Annotated in this window: 11 protein-coding genes; 1 reads left to right on the forward strand and 10 read right to left on the reverse strand. The window is 69.9% G+C overall.

Annotation, left to right across the window (positions count from 1 at the left end):
* Positions 1-13 precede the first annotated feature (13 nt).
* The 5 genes from ACIPV1_RS16390 to ACIPV1_RS16410 all read right to left on the reverse strand — a co-directional run bounded on the left by ACIPV1_RS16390 (position 14) and on the right by ACIPV1_RS16410 (position 6,413).
* The gene (locus tag ACIPV1_RS16390; RefSeq protein ID WP_402726832.1) at positions 14-1,051 is read right to left on the reverse strand and encodes a carboxypeptidase regulatory-like domain-containing protein; all 1,038 of its coding nucleotides are present in this window, start codon (positions 1,049-1,051) and stop codon (positions 14-16) included.
* Positions 1,052-1,148: 97 nt separating this feature from the next.
* Entirely contained in the window at positions 1,149-2,411 is a 1,263-nt protein-coding gene (locus ACIPV1_RS16395; RefSeq protein WP_402726833.1) for a type II toxin-antitoxin system HipA family toxin, read from the reverse strand.
* A complete protein-coding gene (locus ACIPV1_RS16400) occupies positions 2,408-2,623 on the reverse strand; it encodes a helix-turn-helix domain-containing protein (protein ID WP_123937260.1) in 216 nt (71 codons plus the stop codon). Before ACIPV1_RS16400 ends, ACIPV1_RS16395 begins: the two co-directional genes overlap by 4 nt.
* 250 nt (positions 2,624-2,873) lie before the next feature.
* Complete coding sequence (locus ACIPV1_RS16405) at positions 2,874-5,009, reverse strand: Ig-like domain repeat protein (RefSeq protein WP_402726834.1); 2,136 nt, start codon at positions 5,007-5,009, stop codon at positions 2,874-2,876.
* Positions 5,010-5,123: 114 nt separating this feature from the next.
* A complete protein-coding gene (locus ACIPV1_RS16410; protein ID WP_402726835.1) occupies positions 5,124-6,413 on the reverse strand; it encodes a HupE/UreJ family protein in 1,290 nt (429 codons plus the stop codon).
* 122 nt (positions 6,414-6,535) lie between these two features.
* Here ACIPV1_RS16410 and ACIPV1_RS16415 point away from each other — a divergent pair, with 122 nt between their 5' ends.
* Positions 6,536-7,276 (forward strand): hypothetical protein, encoded by a 741-nt coding sequence (locus ACIPV1_RS16415; protein WP_173170172.1) that lies wholly within the window; start codon positions 6,536-6,538, stop codon positions 7,274-7,276.
* Between the two features lie 23 nt (positions 7,277-7,299).
* On the opposite strand, the gene ACIPV1_RS16420 is transcribed toward ACIPV1_RS16415, so the two are convergent.
* The 5 genes from ACIPV1_RS16420 to ACIPV1_RS16440 all read right to left on the reverse strand — a co-directional run bounded on the left by ACIPV1_RS16420 (position 7,300) and on the right by ACIPV1_RS16440 (position 13,706).
* A complete protein-coding gene (locus tag ACIPV1_RS16420; protein ID WP_208321002.1) occupies positions 7,300-8,223 on the reverse strand; it encodes an ROK family protein in 924 nt (307 codons plus the stop codon).
* On the reverse strand, positions 8,220-9,908 hold the full coding sequence (locus tag ACIPV1_RS16425) for an ABC transporter ATP-binding protein (RefSeq protein ID WP_132099350.1): 1,689 nt from the start codon (positions 9,906-9,908) through the stop codon (positions 8,220-8,222). Before ACIPV1_RS16425 ends, ACIPV1_RS16420 begins: the two co-directional genes overlap by 4 nt.
* Complete coding sequence (locus ACIPV1_RS16430) at positions 9,908-10,801, reverse strand: ABC transporter permease (protein ID WP_111085912.1); 894 nt, start codon at positions 10,799-10,801, stop codon at positions 9,908-9,910. The genes ACIPV1_RS16425 and ACIPV1_RS16430 overlap by 1 nt, the downstream gene beginning before the upstream one ends.
* Before the next feature lie 55 nt (positions 10,802-10,856).
* A complete protein-coding gene (locus ACIPV1_RS16435; protein WP_131844871.1) occupies positions 10,857-11,816 on the reverse strand; it encodes an ABC transporter permease in 960 nt (319 codons plus the stop codon).
* A 93-nt stretch (positions 11,817-11,909) separates the two neighbouring features.
* Positions 11,910-13,706 carry a peptide ABC transporter substrate-binding protein gene (locus ACIPV1_RS16440; protein WP_131881022.1) on the reverse strand — a complete coding sequence of 599 codons (1,797 nt, stop codon included), beginning with the start codon at positions 13,704-13,706 and terminating at the stop codon, positions 11,910-11,912.
* Positions 13,707-13,823: the final 117 nt, after the last annotated feature.

Here is a 13,823-nt window from a genome sequence, read left to right on the forward strand (position 1 = left end):
GACGACGAGGCCGTCAGCGGGTGCTCCAGAACGAGATCGACCGGCTCTCGTCGCGGATGACGATCGTGTGCGACGCCGCACGGTCCGCGACGGGCCGGTTGCCCTCACCGCCGTACCAGTACGACACGTACCGCCGTTGGCTCGGCGACCAGCCGACGACCTCGACCTTGTAGCGTCCGGGGCTCAGCACCGCACCGAAGGTCCCGCCCCGACCGGGCGACCAGTAGCTCAGGTGCGTGTCGAAGGTGCTGCCGATCGACTCCCCGTAGACGTGGACGGTGGCGCCGGTGAAGTCGGTGTCGAGCTGCGGGTTGAGGATCCCGGTCAGGGTGACGCCCCGGGTCGAGCTCGCATCGATGCCGTCCACGACCGTCTCGGTGCGACCCCCGGCCTGGTGCGCGACCCGGACGTACGAGCGCTCAGCGGTGGAGTCGGGATCACGGTGGAAGCCCCACGACTCGTTGCGCAATGCCGGCCACGAGTCGAGCGTCTCGTCGTGCGCGTTGACCTGCACGCTGTAGTCGTCGCTCGGCAGGCCGTGCACCCAGTAGTGACCGTCGGGCGAGGTGACGGTCCGCCGCACGGTGCCGGTGTTCCAGCCACGGACGACGACCGCTGCGCCGGACAGGTCCGCGCCGTACGGGTTGTGGGCGGTGCCGCCGATCGAGGCACCCCGCCGCATCACGAGCACGACGGTCTCGTGCCCACCGGCGCTGACCACGACGCCGGTCCGCTCCGCCGGGACCACGTCATCGAAGCCGTACGAGCCCTCGCGCTCACCGTGCAGCGTCCACGTGCCTGCCGGGACGGCGTCGAACGTCATCCGGCCGCGGCGGTCGCTCGTCGCCGAGTCAGCGGTGCCGCCGTCCGGGGTGCGGAGGTCGACGACCACGCCCTCCATCGCGAGCGGCCGCTTCTCCGGGTCGGTGAGCATGACGGTGAGCGCGCCGTCGTCCGGAGCCGCCACCGCCGCGGTGACGGGCGCGATGAGCACGCCGATCACTGTGAGTGCGATCGTGATCCCGACCGTTGCGCGTCGTCGTGCCGTCATCGTGTGCCCCTGATCCCCTGGTGGGGCCGCCCCTGGCCCCGGTGGAGTGGAGCGTAGCCGCGAACGGAACCGAGCGCTTGGCCGATGTCCCCTCAGTTCACCAACCGCGGCGCATCGCGTTCCGTGCTACCGCATCGGCGAGCGTTCGACCGAACGGCTCCTCCACCGCTGCCGCCGCCTGCGCGAACGCCGCTGCGACGTTCGAGGTGAGGTTGCGGTAGCGATCGGTCGCCTCGTCCGGGGCGATCTCCAGGGACTTGCCGATGTCACGGAACTGCTCTTCGCCTATCCCGTCGAAGCGGTACTCGTCGCCGACGGACATCGCGCCGCGCAGCGCCGAACCGTCAGCTGACGGGTACGCAGCATGGGAGCCGAGGTCGTACAGCGGCGCCAGTCGGACGGAGGAGCCTTCGAGGAGGAGCGAGTAGTTCTTCGCGTGCGCATCCGTGCCGAGCATCGCGACGTTCAGCACCAGCGCCTCGAAGAACCGCCGTTGCGCGTCACGGCGTTCGTCGGGCTGCGCGATGGCTCCGCGGAGGAGTACCGCGATCTGCTTCGCCGATGGCCCACCCTCTTCCTGGTACTTCCTGGATGGGTAGACCGACAGCGCCTGGCAGAGGTCCTCCTGGTGGAGTCGGCGCCACGACCCGTCCTCGTCACGGACCCGGTCGTACCGCTCGCTGACGAACACCCGGGCGCCGGTCGACGTCCGAAGCAACTCATGGTCCGCGACGTGCAGTCCGAGGAGCCGAGCGGCCTCCATCGACACGTACTCGTTCACGTCGTGGTCAGGCATCGTTGCGATGACCGGCTTGATGATGTGGGTCGTCGGGGTCGAGTCCTGCGGCACACCCCAGGTCCCGTCATCGAAGCGGAACAGGGCGGCCTTGCTCTGCGCGCCGGCGAGCGACCACCGTCCGGCGTTCCTCGTGCCGCCCCACGATCCCGGGTTGCGCGCGAGCGCGTCGACCAAGCCGTCGAAGTCGTCGTCCGTCAGGCGGTGCACGGCACCACGCCGGACCGCCGCGTCCGAGGAGTCCGTCGCCGGAGGGAGCAGCTGCACGGCACCGGCGGCATCACGGCCGAGGCGCTCAAGCAGCCGGAACGGGTTCTCGGTGACGTGGTGCTCCGAAGCGAGTTCGCGCAGCCGCTCCGGGCTGTCGGGAAGCAGTCCCGCGAGGAACGGTCCGGCCGCCTTTGCCTTCCATCTGGCGCGGCCGGTTCGCATCGACAACGACACCGGGGTCGCGTCGGGCAGGTTCCGGTACGCCTCGTCGTAGGTGAAGGTGGTGTTCCCACCGGCGTTCATCTCGAAGGCGCCGACCGGCACGCCGTCGAGGAACGCGCGCAGCTCGCTCATCGGTCACGCTCGTTCGCCTCGAGGACCAGGCCGAGGACGGTCAGCGCATCGAAGGCCAGACGGAGCTGCGCGGTGCCCTTTCCGCCCTCGAACTCGTTGACCCATCTGCGGCTGACACCCATCCGCTCGGCGAGTTCAGCCTGGGACCAACCGAGACGCGTGCGGCGCTCGTGCACGAGATCGCCCAGTGCAAGGGCAGTGTCGACTCGCATGTGCGCCTCCGCTGTAATCGTCCGGTTACAGCGTAGCCCTGTCACCGATCGCTTACAAGTATCACCAGCAATCGATCGCTTACACAACGTGTTCGGAACCGATCGATCCCACGGAGCCTTGCGGTCGTGGTGGTCGCCGTGGTCGGCACGCCCGTGGCGATCGTCGTCCTCGCTTCACGATCGCGCAGTCCTGAACGACGCACGAGGGCCCCGCGACCGGAGTCGCGGGGCCCTCGCTGGTGCGCTGGTGTTACTTGATGACGATCGACTGCACCGGGCTGGTGCTCGTCGTCAGGGTGTCGGTGCCGGCGAAGACGGCGTGCAGCTTGTGCGTGCCCTTCTTCAGCGCGAGCGCCGAGGTGACCTTGCCGTTCTTGACGGTGACGGTCGCCAGGCGCTTCGTGCCCTGGTAGATCCGCGCGGTGCCGTTCACGGTGAAGCCCGTGGCCTTGACCAGCACGGTCGCCTTGCCGCCGCTGTACCCGAGCGCCGTGCGGGACGGGGCCTTCGTGACGGTGACGGTGGCGGCCTTCGCGGTCGCCGAGTCCGTGCCCGAGAAGGTCGAGTCCGCGTTGACGAACTTGGCGGTGAGCGAGTGCGTGCCGATGGCCAGGGCGCTCGGGAGCGTCATGGTCGCGGTGCTGTTCTTGACGGGGACGGTGCCGAGGACCTTCTTGCCGTCCGAGACCGTCAGCGTGCCCTGCTGCTTGCCGATGCCACCGGCGATGGTCGCGGTGACCGTGGCCGGCTTCGCCGCGTTGACGGTCTGCGACGCGGCGGAGACGGCGAGCGTCGTGGTGGTCGCGGGCAGCGTGGCGTGCAGGTCGAACTGGTCGACGGTCGATCCGATCGCGGCCGGGTCGGCGGTGGCGGTCGGCTGGAGCGTCACGCCGCAGCTGTCGACGTTGCCGTGCTGGACCGCCGAGTTGAGCGTGGTGCAGTCGCCGGCGCGGATGTCCTGCACGGAGAGCTTCTCGTCGGTGACCGAGACCTTGACGAAGGAGCGGACGTGCTCCTGGTTCTCGACCGAGTTGGCCCAGTGGCGCTTGCCGGTCGGGTCGAGCGGGTCTGCGCCGTAGCCGCTCTGGGTGGCGTCCGGAGCGGTCAGGTCGTAGTACTTCGAGCCGGAGGCCGAGTTCGCCGTCATGTAGATGACGCCGCCGGGGCCGGAGAAGACCTCGGGAGCAGCGGGCTGCTCGTTGACGTTGGCCTTCTTGCCGTTCTTGATCGCGTAGCTGCGCGAGTAGGAGTGGTCGTGGCCCTGCAGGACGAGGTCGACACCCATGTCGGAGAACGCACGCGTGAAGTCGAACCGGCGCTGCTGGTTGTCCTTGTCGTTCGCGTGGTCGGCCGGCGAGTAGATCGAGTGGTGGTAGACCAGCGTGGTCCACTTCGCGTCGTCGCCGTAGCGGTTGATGACGTCGCGCACGTAGTTCACGTGGGCAGCGTCCGATCCGGCCGCGTAGGCGTTCGAGTTGATGTCGATGAACAGGACGCCCTTGTACATGTACCAGTAGTCGCCACCCGAGTTCGCGGTGGTGTTGCCGCCCGGGTAGAAGTCCGGCACCTTGAGCGAGTTCGGCACCTGGTTGTGCTGCTCGTACGCCTTGCCGCCGACGTCGTGGTTGCCGATGGTCGAGGCCCACGGGTAGCGCTTGAGGACGTCGCTGCTGTCGGCGAACGCGCCCCACTCGTACTCGTTGTTGGCGTGCTCGATCTGGTCGCCACCGGAGACCAGGAGCTCGGCGTCCGGCTCGGTCGTCGTGGCGTACCGCAGCGTGTCCGCCCAGCCGGCGCCGTCGTCGTCGACGTAGCCCGACGAACCGATCTGCGGGTCACCGAAGAACAGGAAGTCGAAGTCGCCGGAGAAGCTCTTCGTGGTGAACGTGTACGACGCCGACCAGGCCGACCCGTCCGCCGCACCGACGTGGTACGTGTACGAGGTGTTCGGCTCGAGGTCCGAGATCGTGGCGTGGGCGTTGATGTAGCCCGACTCGGCGGCGATGCCGTCGATGCTCTTCGTGTTCGAGTCCGTCGTGCTCGTGTCGACTGCGGTGTTCGCGGCCTTCGACGCGGCGATCGTCGACTTGGCGTCGGTGAAGACCCCGTCGGTCATCGACGCGGTCTTCTGGATCTCGAGCGACTGCGCGACGTTCGTCGGGAAGTACCACGAGGCGATGCGCTGGCTCTCGGTGGCACCGACGCCCAGCAGGATGTGGAGCGGGCCGCCGGTGGAGATGTTGGTGGTGGGGGTGTTCGTCGCGGCGGAGGCGACGTTCGTGCCGACCATCGAGGCGCCGGCGATGAGCGCGGCCCCGAGGACGGCTCCGCACACGCGGAGGGTGGTGGTTCTGCGCCGTGTGGTGGCGCCGGACAGGAGACTCATGGTGGTCCGTTTCTCAGACGTGGGATGGTGCAGCACGGAAGACTCTGCATGCACTGCGAAACGTCTTGGTAAACGCTGAGTGACAAGTCGTCGCTGTTCAGGAGCGGACCACCGTCATCCCGCCGCGAGTCGCTCGACGAACCAGATCATCCCCATCACGAACACCCCGGCGGTCACGAGTCCGGTGACCCAGAGCGAGACCCGGTGGGCCTTCCGACGCAGGAGGGACAGCGGTGGGAAGACGATGACGATGATCGCGAGCTGCACCGCCTCGATGCCGACGTTGAAGACGAGGAGCGACACGAGCAGCTGCCACGAGAACGCCTCGTGGATGCCCAGCGCCCCGGCGAACCCGAGCCCGTGGATGAGCCCGAACGCGAACACGACGGCCAGACGTGTCCAGCCCGCCCGGTCGAGCGAGAAGTGCCCGTGTTCACCGACCACGAGTTCGTCGGCCCGCGACCGGCGCCGCCAGAGCTGCCACAGGTACCAGCCGGCCACGGCTGCGATGGACAGGGCGATGAGCGGCTCGACGACGATCGCGGGCGGGCTCACCACCCCGAGCGCGGCGAGGATGAACGTGATCGAGTGCGCGATGGTGAACGCCGACGCGGTGTAGACCACCTCGCGCAGGCGTCGTGACCCGGCGATGAGCGCGACGAGGAACAGGATGTGGTCGATGCCGGTCAGCAGGTGCTCGGCACCGAGGCGGAAGAACTCCCAGAAGCGCTGCCCGGCCGACTGCTCGGTCGAGAACGACGGCTGCGAGGCGTCGAGCGTCGCCGATCCCTGCTTCGCGTCGACGTCGTAGGTGACGATCGTCTTGGTGTCGCGCACGAAGGTCTCGCTGTCCGGGAACAACGTCGACGTCACGACGTGTCCGGTCTGCGTCTCCGACGGCTCCGGGCAGGTGAAGTCCGCCGTCACGTGGGCGTACGGCACCTCGTCCTGCAGGTCGACCGTGACGCTGTCGCCGAGCACGCCCGTGCAGGCCTGCCCACCCGCGCCGGACACCGAGAACCGGTCGAACACGTACTTCCCGAGCGCGTCGGTGTGCGCCTCGGCCGCCGACACCATCCCCGGGAAGTCGCCGTCGTCCCAGGCCTTCTGCCCCTGCGTGTGGAACACGTCGTCGTGCTCGCTCGTGGCGACCGACACGAGCATCAGGTCGTACTCGAGCCCGAGCTCCGCGTGCACGACGGTCGGTTCCGTCGACGTCACCTTCGCGTAGACGACCGAGCTGAAGCCGTGCGCCGATGCCGGCGACGCCCCGGCCAGCACGCCGACGACGACGACCACCCCGAGCAGCAGGAGCACGGCGACGACCCGTGCGGTCAGCGCGGACGGGCGGGACGGACGGGCAGGGCGGGCACGCAGCAGCGCGACGGGGGTTCCGGAAGGCACGCGCAGACGATCCGGCCCTCGGACGACCGGCAGGTGAACAGGTGGTGACCAGCAGTGGGACAGGTGCCGGACAGCCGGCGGAGCCGGCCCGGTGCGGCACACCGACGTGTTTCGATGATGCAGTGACCCGCCTCGCTGCCCGGACGACCGTCCTGCTGACCACCGTCGCCCTCGTCGGCACCGGCGTCGCCCTGCTGGCCGGGTGCTCGGCGACACCCGGCGGGACCGACGCAGGAGCCGGAACCGACGCCGGCACCGGCACCGGCACCGGCACGTCGGCGACGGCGCACGCCACGGCCGGTGCCCTCGGCGCGGGCTTCTCCGACCCGACGCAGCCGCCGGCACCCGAGGCCACCATCCACCCGGAGCCGGGTTCGTGGTCCGGGGTCCACGCCCCCGACGACTACGACGTCGTGCTGCTGTCGGACGCCGGTGACGCCGACGACGCCCCGACCCGGACCCTGCTCGACGCCGTCGCGTCGTGGGCGGCGGACGAGGACGTCACCGTCACGAGGGTGTCGGCGACGGACGCCGACGACCGGATCGCGGCGGTCACCCGGGCGATCGACGAGCGGTCCGACCTGGTGATCAGCGTCGGCAACCACATGGTCGACCCGCTCGCCGCGGTGTCGCCGACGGCACTGCACCAGCAGTTCCTGGTCGTGGGTGCCGAGATCGCCGAGCCGACGTCGAACGTTACGGCCGCGGACTGGACCGGCGGCGGCTTCCGCGGCGAGGGGCTCGGACCGTCGAGCCACTACGACCCGTCCACCTTCACCGAGGAGCGCGCCGACCGCGCAGTGCGTGCGGGTCTGGCGGCCGTGCTGCACGACCTGCGCGGCATCGTCGTCTGGGTGCGCTGACCCGACCCGCCCCGGGTCCGTCGCTACGCCGGCTCGGCCTCGAGCACGAGCGCGCGCACCTGCGACGCGGCACCGAGCGCCACGGCGTCCGACCCGAGGGTCGACTGCGCCAGCCGGATCGTCGCACCGCTCACCGGGGGCTCGGCCGCGATCGCGGCGGTGATGGCCGGTTCGAGCAGGTCCCACGACCGCGCGATGCCGCCGCCGATCACGATCGTCGTGACGTCGAGGATCCCCGCGGTGAGCAGGGCGGCGCGCGCCAGGCCCCACCCCGCGGCCTGGAAGACGGCAGCGGCGTCCGTGTCACCGGCACGTGCGGCGACGGCGACGTCACGCGCCGACAGCCGCCGGCCGGATCGTTCGGCGTACCGGTCGGCGATGCCACGCGCGCCCGCGATGGTCTCGAGGTGTCCGATCTGTCCGCAGGTGCACAGCGCGTCACCGAAGCCCGGCACGTGGCCGATCTCACCGGCGGCGCCGCGCGGCCCCGCGAACAGCCGTCCGCCGAGCACGAACGCACCGCCGACCCCGGTGCCGAGGGTCATCCCGAGCACGTCGGACTCCCCCGCGACGGCACCCGTGGCGATCTCGCCGAGCAGGAACGCGTTCACGTCGTTGTCGAGCGTCGCCGGCACACCGAGGGCGTCGTTGACCGCGCGGGTCACGCCGTAACCGGCCCAGCCGGTGAACGAGTTGCCCGTCACCAGGACGGTGCCCGTGGCCGCGTCGACCACGCCGGCCGCGCCCACCCCGACACCCGTCAAGGAGGCCCGGTGCCGGACGAGCAGGCCCGTCACCGCCCCGACGGCGGCCGTCACGATCGCCGCCCCGCCCGCGTGGGCGGGCGTCGGCAGGTCGACGCGGTCGACGACCTCGAGGTCGGGGGTCGTCAGGACGACCTTGGTGTTCGTGCCGCCGACGTCGACGCCGGCGATCACCCGGGTCACGCGGTCACCGCCGCGAGCGAGGCGAGACGCGCCGTCCGACGCTGCCGTTGCAGGACGGGGTCGGGCACGGGTACGGCGGCGAGCAGGCGCCTGGTGTAGTCGGTCGTGGGGTGCAGCAGCGTCGTCCCGGTGGTGCCCTGCTCCTCGACGACGCCCTGGCGCATCACCACGACGCGCTCGGCGAAGTGCTGCACGACGGCCAGGTCGTGCGAGACGAACAGGCACGCGAACCCCAGGTCGTCCTGCAGTTCACCGAGGACCTCGAGCACGGTCTCCTGCACGCTGACGTCGAGCGCCGAGGTCGGTTCGTCGGCGACGAGCAACCGCGGCTCGAGCACCAGGGCACGGGCGAGCGAGACCCGCTGGCGCTGCCCGCCGGAGAGCTCGCGGGGTGCACGCGAGGCGAGGGACCGCGGCAACCGGACGGCGTCGAGCACCTCGTCGATCCGCCGACGACGGTCCGCCGACGACATCCCACGGCGGTGCACGGCGAGCGGTTCGGCGATGCACTCCGCCACGGACATCCGGGCGTCGAGCGAGGCCACCGGGTCCTGCAGCACGACGCCGATGCCGGACCGGAGCGCACGGCGATCACGACCACGGGCGCTGCGCAGGTCCTGCCCGAACAGCGACACCGTGCCGGACGTCGGCGTGATGAGCCCGAGCGCCACCCGGGCTGCGGTGGACTTGCCGGAGCCGGACTCGCCGACCAGGCCGACCGTCTCGCCCGCGTGCACGGCGATGTCGATCCCCTGCAACGCGTGGACGGCGCGCGCCCCGCGCCCGAACGTCACCGTGACGTCCCGCAGGTCGACCACCGGGGCCGCACCGGGCCTCCCGGCCGCCGCGTCAGCGGACCCCGCGTCGACCGAGGCGGCAGGACGGTCGCCCGCCACGTCGAGCCGCGGCACCGCGGCGAGCAGCCGCTTCGTGTACTCGTGCTCCGGACGGAGCAGGACGTCTTCGACGCTGCCGGTCTCGACGATCTCGCCCTGCAGCATGACCGCGACGCGGTCTGCGAAGTCCGCGACGACGCCCATGTTGTGCGTCACGAGCAGCACGCCCGTGCCGGTGTCGACGGCGAGCTTCCGGAGCAGTTCGAGGATCTCGGCCTGCACGGTCACGTCGAGTGCGGTCGTCGGCTCGTCCGCGATGAGCAGCTTCGGCGAGTTCGCGATCGCCATCGCGATCACCACGCGCTGGCGTTGCCCACCCGACAGCTGGAACGGGAACGACCGCGTGCGCGACTCGGGGTCGGGGATGCCGACGCGGCGGAGCAGGTCGACGGCCTCGGCCGCGGCCTGCGCGGCGGTGACCGTTCGGTGGTTCCGGATCACCTCGGCGATCTGCGCGCCGACCCGGGTGAGCGGGTCGAGGGCCGTCGCGGGCTCCTGGAAGACCATCGACACCGTCGAGCCCCGCAGGGCACGGAGCGACGGTTCGGGAGCGCCGACGACCTCGTGACCGGCGACGAGCGCGCTGCCCGTCGCCGTCGCGTTGCCGGAGAGCAGCCCCATCGCGGCGAGCGCCACCGTGGACTTGCCGGAGCCGGACTCGCCGACCAGGGCGAGCGTCTCGCCGGGCGCGACCGTCAGGGACACGCCCCGCACGGCCGACACGGTGCCGGACTCGGTGCTGAACGAGACGCCGAGGTCGGTCGTCCGCAGGATCGGTTCGGTGGTCATCAGCGGCCCCTCACGTCGAAGGCGTCCCGGAGTCCGTCGCCCACGGCGTTGAACGCGCAGACGATCAGGATCACGGCCAGACCCGGGGGCACGATGAGCCACCAGCGTCCGGAGTACGCGGCGGTGAGTCCCGCCGAGAGCATGCCGCCCCAGTCCGTCGCGGGCGGCTGCACGCCGAGCCCGAGGTACGAGACGTAGGCGACGAGCAGGATCGCGTCGGCGACCTGGAAGGTCGCGGCGACGACGATCGTGGACACCGAGTTCGGCAGCAGGTGCTTGCCGATCGCGCGGGCGTGCGAGCCGCCGATCGCGCGCAGGGTGAGCACGTAGTCGCGGTTCTTCAGCGTCAGGGTCTCGGCGCGGATCAGGCGGGACGGCACCAGCCACGACACCAGCCCGAGGATCAGGATGAGCCCGGCGACACCGGGGGTCGTGATGGCCGAGATGACGAGCAGGATGAACAGCGCCGGGATCGCGATGCCCGCGTCGACGACGCGCATCATCAGCGCGTCGACCCAGCCGCCGACGTAGCCGGCGACCGAACCCCACAGGGTGCCGACGACGGTGGCCAGGACGCCGGCGGCGATGCCGACCATGAGCGAGACCTTGCCGCCGTACATCAGCCGGCCGAGCACGTCGTGGCCGACGGCGTCGGTGCCGAGCCAGTGCGCCGCGCTCGGACCCTGGTTCGCCTGCTCGAGCAGGGTGTGGGTCTGGTCGGTCGGGTACAGGAAGGGCCCGACGAAGCAGAACAGGACGATGACGACGATCACGGCCAGGCCGATCACGGCGAGCGTGTTGCCGCGGAACCGGCGGGCGGCGAGCCGGAACCCGGTGGCCGCGACGGTGACGGGAGCGCCCGGTGCTTCGGGTGCCAGTTGTACGGCGCTCATGCTCGGCTCGCCTTCACGTCATGGGTGGACGCAGTGTCGATGACTGTCACGGCGCTCATGCGCGGCTCGCCTTCACTCGCGGGTCGATGAGGGACTGCGCGACGTCGGCGAGCAGGGTGCCGATGACGGTCGCGATGGAGATGACGAGGACGCAGCCGAGCAGCGTCGGGTAGTCCGACGACTGCGCCGCGTTCCAGAACAGGAGCCCCATGCCGGGGTAGTTGAACAGCTGCTCGGTGACGAGGGCACCGCCGAACAGCACGGGCAGGTAGTAGCCGAGCATCGCGACGACGGGCGTCAGCGAGTTCCGGAACACGTGCCGGCGCAGGATCGTCATCGTCGACGCACCACCGGCGCGGGCGGTGCGGACGTAGTCCTCCTGCAGGTTCTCGAGGGTCGAGGCCCGCATGTACCGGCTGAACACGGCGATCATCGCGAGCGCTCCGGTGACGACGGGCAGGACGAGCCCGGCGGGGTCCTGGAACACCTCGGCGAGCGTGGTGCCGCTCGGCGCCTGCGACGGCAGCCACGGCAGTTGCTGGCTGAACACGATGATCAGGATGAGGCCGAGGAAGAAGGCCGGCGTCGAGTAGAAGACGAAGGCCAGCGCGGTGGCGGCGTAGTCGACCGCGCCGTTGCGGCGGGCGGCCTGGAGCATGCCGACCGGGATCGCGACGACGAGGCCGAGGACGGCGGAGATGCCGGTGAGGACGAGGGTCTTCGGCAGGCGTTCGGCGATGAGCTGCGACACCGGTTCGTTGAGCGTGTACGAGGTGCCGAGGTCACCGGTGAGCAGGCGGCCGAGGAACCGCAGGTACTGCACCGGCAGGGCCTGGTCGAGTCCCTGCGCCTGGTTGAACGCGGTGATCTGCGCGGGCGTCGCGGAGACGCCGAGGACGCCGCGGGCGGGTCCGCCGGGCAGCGCGTGCAGCAGGCAGAACACCACGATCGTGACGATGAGGATCACCGCGAGCGCCTGCAGGACGCGCCTGGTGAGGTAGAGAGCTGTGGTCATGCGGCTTCCGTCGTCTGGGTTGTTGCGTCGGAGCGGACGGGAGGCGCGGTGTGCGTCGGGCGCACACCGCGCCTTCCGTCCGTGGTCACGGTCCTACTTGTTCCACTTCCACTGGGCCGGGTGGAAGTTGGCGAGCGAGTCCTGGTCGAACCCGGACAGGCCCTTCTTGACGACCGAGATCTGGTAGTCGGGGCTCGGCAGCCAGATCACCGGCAGGTCCTTCGCGACCGCGGCGCTGTAGTCCTGCACGGCGGTGGCGTCGGTCGAGGTGGTGGTCGCATCGATGAGGTCGTCGACCTGCTTGTTCGAGTAGCTGCCGAAGTTCGCCGAACCACCGGTCGAGAAGAGCGACTCACCGGTCGGGTAGGCCGGGAAGTACCAGCTGCCCGCGGTGCCGAAGAACGACAGGTCCCAGTCGCAGCTGGCCTCGTCGCTCGTGCAGGTCGGGGTCTGCGAGAGCACGCTCGACACCGGCGCGGTCTTGATGGTGAAGCCGATGCCGGTCTTCGCGAGCGACGACTGGATCGCGCTCATCATGTTGTCGGTCACGGTCGAGCCGGACTGCGACAGGACACCCATGGTGAACTTCGTGCCGTTCTTCACGCCCTCACCGCACTGGCTGTCGGACGTGCCGGGGTCGGTGCAGACCATCGTGCCGCCCTGCTCCTCCCAGCCGTGGCTGGTCAGCAGGTCCTTGGCCTTCGACGTGCTGAACGGGTACGGGTTGTCCTTCTGCACGTCGGAGACGTAGTCGGACTCCTGCGCCTGCGGGATCGGGCCGTAGGTCGAGGTGGCGGTGCCGTTGAAGACGACCTTCGACAGGGACTTCTGGTCGATCGACATCTGCACGGCCTGGCGGGCGTACAGCTGCTTGAAGACGGCGCCCATGTCCGGGTTGTTGAAGTTGTACGGCATGTAGGTGATGGCCCAGCCGGTCCACGGCTCGACCTCGTAGCCCTTCGCCGTGAACGAGGACTCCTGGTCCATGTCCGTGGCGTTGATGTAGCCGTAGTCGACCTCGCCGGAGCGGACCGCGTTCACCTCGGCGTCGGCCGTCGTGAACGGCAGTAGGTTGACGGTCGTGATCGAGGGCTTCTCGCCACCGTCGTACTTCGTGTTCGCGGTGAGGGTGACCTTGCCGGCGGTGGTGAACGCCTTCACGCCGTAGGGACCGGAGATGGTCTTCCACAGGTCGTCGGTGGCGTAGTCGGAGATCTTGCCGGCCGCGGTGTTCAGGTACTTCCAGACCTGCTTCGCGCCGGCGGTGGTCTCGTCGGCGTCGGTGACCTTGGCGCTCGCGCTCGTCTTGTCCCAGGCGTGCTGCGGCAGCGGGATGATGTGGCTCAGCTGGTTGGCGAGCATCCAGTCCGAGTTGTACGCCTTGTCGAACGTGATCGTGAAGTGGGTGTCGTCGACGGTCTTGAACGAGGTCCAGTTGTCCGGCGCCTTGCCCTTCGAGTACGAGCCCCACTGGTCCTTGTTCGCCTTGATCAGGTTGAACCAGAACTCGACGTCGCGGCTCGTGATCGCCTCGCCGTCGGACCAGTGCCGGTCACCGAGGGTGATCTCGACGCTCTTGCCGTCGTCGGCGAACTCCGCGTCCGTGGCGACGGACCCGTCCTTGTTCCACGCGATCTTGCCGGTGGAGCCGTCGTACGCGACGAGCGGCTCGTACAGCGACTGCGCGATGGAGCCGTTGTTCGTGTTGAGGTGCGCGGCGGTGCCGATCGGCAGGATCCAGTTGGGCGTGAAGTTCGCAGGAAGGGCGTAGTTGATCTCGTCCGGATTCGCGTTCGAGGTGGCGGAACCGCCCCCGGAACATCCGGCGAGCAGGGCGCTCACGGCGATCGCTGCTCCGGTGAGGAGCGCCCAGCGGCGGGGCTTGGTCATGTGTGTCTCCTGGTGCGTGGGAGTTCTGGGGAGGTGGAGCACGCGTGCCGAGCGGCACGGACACAGTCAATGGCCAAAGCCGTTGGAAAAACAAACATCTTCGTGTAAAAACTGCGT

The sequence above is a fragment of the Curtobacterium sp. NPDC089991 genome (assembly GCF_044748425.1).
Taxonomy (GTDB): domain Bacteria; phylum Actinomycetota; class Actinomycetes; order Actinomycetales; family Microbacteriaceae; genus Curtobacterium.